The organism is Moorena sp. SIO4G3 (assembly GCF_010692305.1).
GTDB lineage: Bacteria > Cyanobacteriota > Cyanobacteriia > Cyanobacteriales > Coleofasciculaceae > Moorena > Moorena producens_A.
Genome location: NZ_JAAHIG010000334.1, coordinates 4,927 through 9,629, shown reverse-complemented (window position 1 = coordinate 9,629; position 4,703 = coordinate 4,927). Strand labels below are relative to the sequence as shown.

General features: G+C 42.4%; 1 protein-coding gene and 1 pseudogene. One reads left to right on the top strand and one right to left on the bottom strand.

Features of this window, described 5'->3' with window-relative positions; translation table 11 throughout:
* Nucleotides 1–463: 463 nt before the first annotated feature.
* A complete protein-coding gene (locus F6J99_RS35455) occupies nt 464–1,810 on the bottom strand; it encodes an ABC transporter substrate-binding protein (protein WP_293120216.1) in 1,347 nt (448 codons plus the stop codon).
* Between the two features lie 1,205 nt (nt 1,811–3,015).
* On the opposite strand from F6J99_RS35455, the pseudogene F6J99_RS35450 reads away from it, so the two are divergent.
* Nucleotides 3,016–4,703 (top strand): annotated as a pseudogene (locus tag F6J99_RS35450) (hypothetical protein); the annotation flags it as partial.

Genomic DNA, 4,703 nt, shown 5'->3' with positions numbered 1-4,703 from the left:
CAGGCTCGCCTTGTCAGCCATGCAAAGCGCGAGTGGGGGAAACCACGGCAGTCGCTCATGGGGGGAACCCCCTTTGGCGGCGCTGCCTTCCCAAGACCGCGCAAATCACGCTAATCAATAAGTTTTAACCCTTTTATGCATAGCCTACCAACCATAAAGGCTCAACGTAATCAGGTTTGGTCTCCAGGGGAAACCCCCAGTTCCGAAGCTGCATCGCTTCTATTTTCCCCACCCCCCACACCCTACACCCCATACCCTGTCTAGTTTAATGCCTTGTTGTCACCCCGTCAGACCTATTACCCATTACCTATTACCTATTACCTTAGTACTAATGTTGCTGCATAAGTGACATGCTCCCGTTAAAGATTTCCCAGGCAATTCTCATAAAGTAACATTAATAGGCCATTTTAAATAGTTTTTTGACAATCACTAATCCCTAATTCCTAATAGTTAATCTGAATAGTTAATCTGGCCAACTCTCCTCAATAGTTTTCAGAACTGTATCCACATCTGTCCCACCAATATAATCAACAATGCCACTCCAAAATGTCCCGGTACCCACCGCTCCTGGCATCATATCCGAACCATCGAAGCGCACCATATCGGCATTGGCTAAGATTTCCGCTTGACGTTTAACAATGTCATTGGGGTAAGCATCCAAACTAACCTGTTTATGGGGTGAGACATAATCTCCCTGACTTGCCCAGATAGTATGGGCTTGGGCAGTTGATAAATACTCCATCAACTTCCGTGTTTCTGGAGTATCCTTAAACATAGCAGTCACAATACCAGACACTAACACTGGCACTCCCAATTCCTGTTTAATACCCGGTAACGGAAAGATACTCACATTCTTATCTAGCGCTACATCTTTAGGTAAGAAGCTAGTAATAAAGGTAGCTTGGCGATGCAGATAGCAACCTGGGGGGTTATCAAATAACGGTGCAGTTGCGTCACCAAAGGGAGTGCTAATAATACCAACAGTACCACCAAACACATACTTACGATTAAGGGCAATGTTGCCAAACTGCTCAAAAGCATTCTTAACCGCTGGGTGATTAAAGGGAATGTTGTGATCAACCCACTGGTCATACACTTCCCCACCAACCGTGCGCAACATAATATCCTCAATCCAGTCGGTACCAACCCATCCTGTAGCCGCACCGCTTTCTATTCCGATGCACCAAGGGACACCGCCATCTGCCACAATCTGATCGGACAGTGCCATCATTTCATTCCAGGTGGTAGGGATTTTGTAACCAGCTGCCTTAAACGCAGCTCGATTGTACCAAACTAAGCTTTTGACCGCTGCCCTAATCCACACCCCGTATACTTTACTATCGACAGTTGCCAAATCTAGCCAGTTTTGAGAATAAGCAGCAGATAACTGAGATTTGTCCATGAAGGTATCTAGAGGTACCAGTTGACCTTCCCTAGCAAAGTCAGCCATCAAACCCGGTTGAGGGAACATGGCAATATCGGGAGCATTGCCAGATTCCACCAACACAGGTAGGAGGGTGGCGAAATCACTACTGGCTTCATACACCACCTTGATACCCGTTTCTTTAGTGAAGGGTTCTAGTATCTGTTCGATTATTTGCTCCCCTTCCCCTGTCATTACTCCCAGGATAGTAACCGTATTGCTTTTAGTTTCTCCACCTTTGGGGGCACAGGCGACTAAAACTAACGATAAACCTAGAAATACAGGGGTAAATACCGTGCTAGGAGCAGCTTTAGTTCTAAATTTAGCCAAAAATTGTCCTATCTGCTCGATAAAACCTATCGTAATCCAGAATTTGGGTCTGAACATCTTTCAATTATGAGCCTTAGCAAATAATGACAGTCATACTGTGAGTATAATTCCGTTCCAAGATAACCCCACTCAATGACTTGAGCAACAACTTAGGCAGGGGAAGCTTGATAACTCAGAATACACAGATGAAAGACTCTATGTTTGAAAGGCAGGCTTGATCAACGCAAGCCTTCAGCCTACTAGGTGGTGCGTTACGGGGCGGACTGTCGCAACACTGGCGCTCGGTGTTGAAAATTAGGGCAAGCCCGCCCAAAAGCCACCCTAAGCACCCTAAGCAACTAAGCCCATCCTATGGTTGCCAACTATCAGCCATTCATAATGCTGGCAACAGAACCAACCCCACAAAAGGGCATCATGGCGACATCACCTACAAAAAAAAGCTTAAGCTGAATGCTGTTCGCGCAGCGTGCGCCTAGCGCATATGCTGTTCGCCCAGCGTGCGCGTAGCGCATATGCTTACCAATAAACAGTGACCTAGAGAAATTACTGATTTTAGCCTCTATCTATTTGTTAGAACTTTATACTAACTTCACCTAACTAGGATTGGAGTTCGACGTAAACTGGAAAATTTTGAAATTTTATCCCTATTACTAGGCTTGATTTATAGGGTTTATAAATGAAATGTAAACCTATTAAGTCTTTTTTGGTTGGACAATAAAACTCTGGAGCTGTTTCCCCTATTGCGTTTTGCCTTTTGTATTTTGTATCTTCCCTAAGGTAGTCTGTTCACAACTCAAATAAAAACGCTATCTGATGTTAATGTGGTTGAATTGCTAATCAAACTCTTAAATAAACCTTCATCGTTAATACTTAAAAAAAATCACTTAATTTATTTATCTAAAATTTATTTATATTACTGATTTTTCTCCGGATTTACGTTTTGTTTTTTTTAGCATATAGACCGTAAAAAATAAACACAAAAAAAACAAAAATATACACATATCAACCTTGAACGTAAACGGATATATTTCATGATTAATTTAAGATTAGGGATTTTAACTAGGGAAAATTTATGGTTTGTCACCTAAATCCCCTAGGAAATTCAGTGCCTTTGACTAGTTATCGCATGGGGTTATAGCTACGATTCATGGCAACTGGCGATCAGCCATTAAACATGAACCAACAAGAATCAGGAACTTCCCTGACGGCCAAATCATTCCCGTAACTAGGCTTTGTCAAGCAGTAAGAATTAACTAAAAGCAATGTCTGACACATTTTTCTCAACTGATTCACTTCTGGATGATTACCAGTGGAACACTAATACTATCACCTACAGCTTCTATAAAAGCGGTTCTTATTACGGATCTGAAACGGGGGTTTCAGAGATCTCAGAAGAAACCAAAGACAATATCAGAAGCATCTTCGAAACTCTGGAAACATACCTTGATGTTGATTTCCGTGAGGTAGCAGATACAAAAACAGACTATGGTCTATTGCGCTACATGGTATCTGATGGTCCGGGCTACGCCTATGCCTATTTGCCTTGGGGATTTAACTCCAATTTCAGCAATTCGTGGGATGTGGCCGGGGATGTGCATATAAACGAAGCCTACGACACCACAGGTAATAACGGATTTGCTGACGACCCAGGGAATCATGGCTACATGACCCTGATTCACGAGACATTACATGCTCTGGGGTTCAAACATCCTAATAAATACGAGGACCATGATCACGGTCCATTTTTGCCCTTTAACGAGGACAATACTACCAACACAGTAATGTCGTATAACTTTGCTGGGAAACCAGCGATTACCCCAATGACTTACGACATTAAAGCATTACAGTCTATCTATGGAGCTAGGGAGTATAACCACGGGGATACTACTTACTCCTTTGAGAGCGTTTATGGCTACACAGATGTTCATGAGGATTATGGTGCAACCAAAGAAATTAAGCAAACCCTCTGGGATAGCGGTGGTGTAAATACCTTAGACTTTTCAAACCTGACTTTTTTGGATACAGGTTACCACTTTGATATGAATCAGGGGGGTATTATAACCACCCAAAAGGCTTACAATGGTATCTCTTATAAAGCTAGGAGCGATGACAGCGGAAGAAAATACGTTACGTCTAAATTTGGAACTGCGATCGCATTCGATACAGTTATTCACAATCTGATCAACTCCAGCAGTGACGATTACATCATTGCCAATAGTGCGGCCAATATCTTTAGCGGTTATGAATTTGGAATTTACACAGGTGATGATATTATTGAAGGTTGGAACTATCTAGATACTTTAGATCTTTCCAATTATGCTTTCGATAGTGTGAAGCACAACAAAAGCGGTGATGACCTGATTCTTGGTCTACCCTCGGATAGTTCGATTACCGTCAAAGACTACTATAGTTCGATTACCGTCAAAGACTACTATAAAGTCTCTCAAAGCGATCGCCTTAACATTACCTTCGAGCAGGAGAGTCCACCACCTGTATGGGAAAAGATTATTGTTGGGGACACAATAAATATTAGCGACGTTCAGGATATTCAAAAGGAGCCTAAACCTACCAACACTGCTCCGACGGATATCAGCCTTTCTAGCAACAGTGTCAAAGAATTCAGTAACAATGGTACCACTATTGCTACCCTGAATACTAATGATGTTGATGCCGGAGATAGCCATACTTATAAATTATTACATGATGCTAAAGGTCGCTTTAAAATTGATGGCAATCAACTAAAAGTCAAGAATGGCAACCTCTTAGACTTTGATGACAACTCTAGTCATGATATCAAAATCCGCACCACCGACTCCGGGGGTGAAAGCTACGATAAAACGTTCACCATTGACGTCCTTAACCAGAATATTGCTCCGACGGATATTACCCTTGATGGGAACAGTGTCAAGGAATTCAGTAACAATGGCACTACCATTGCTAGGCTGAGTAC

What these genes read in the sequence shown, in the direction of transcription:
- F6J99_RS35455 (WP_293120216.1), bottom strand. Translation starts at nt 1,810, where the DNA reads ATGTTCAGACCCAAATTCTGGATTACGATAGGTTTTATCGAGCAGATA.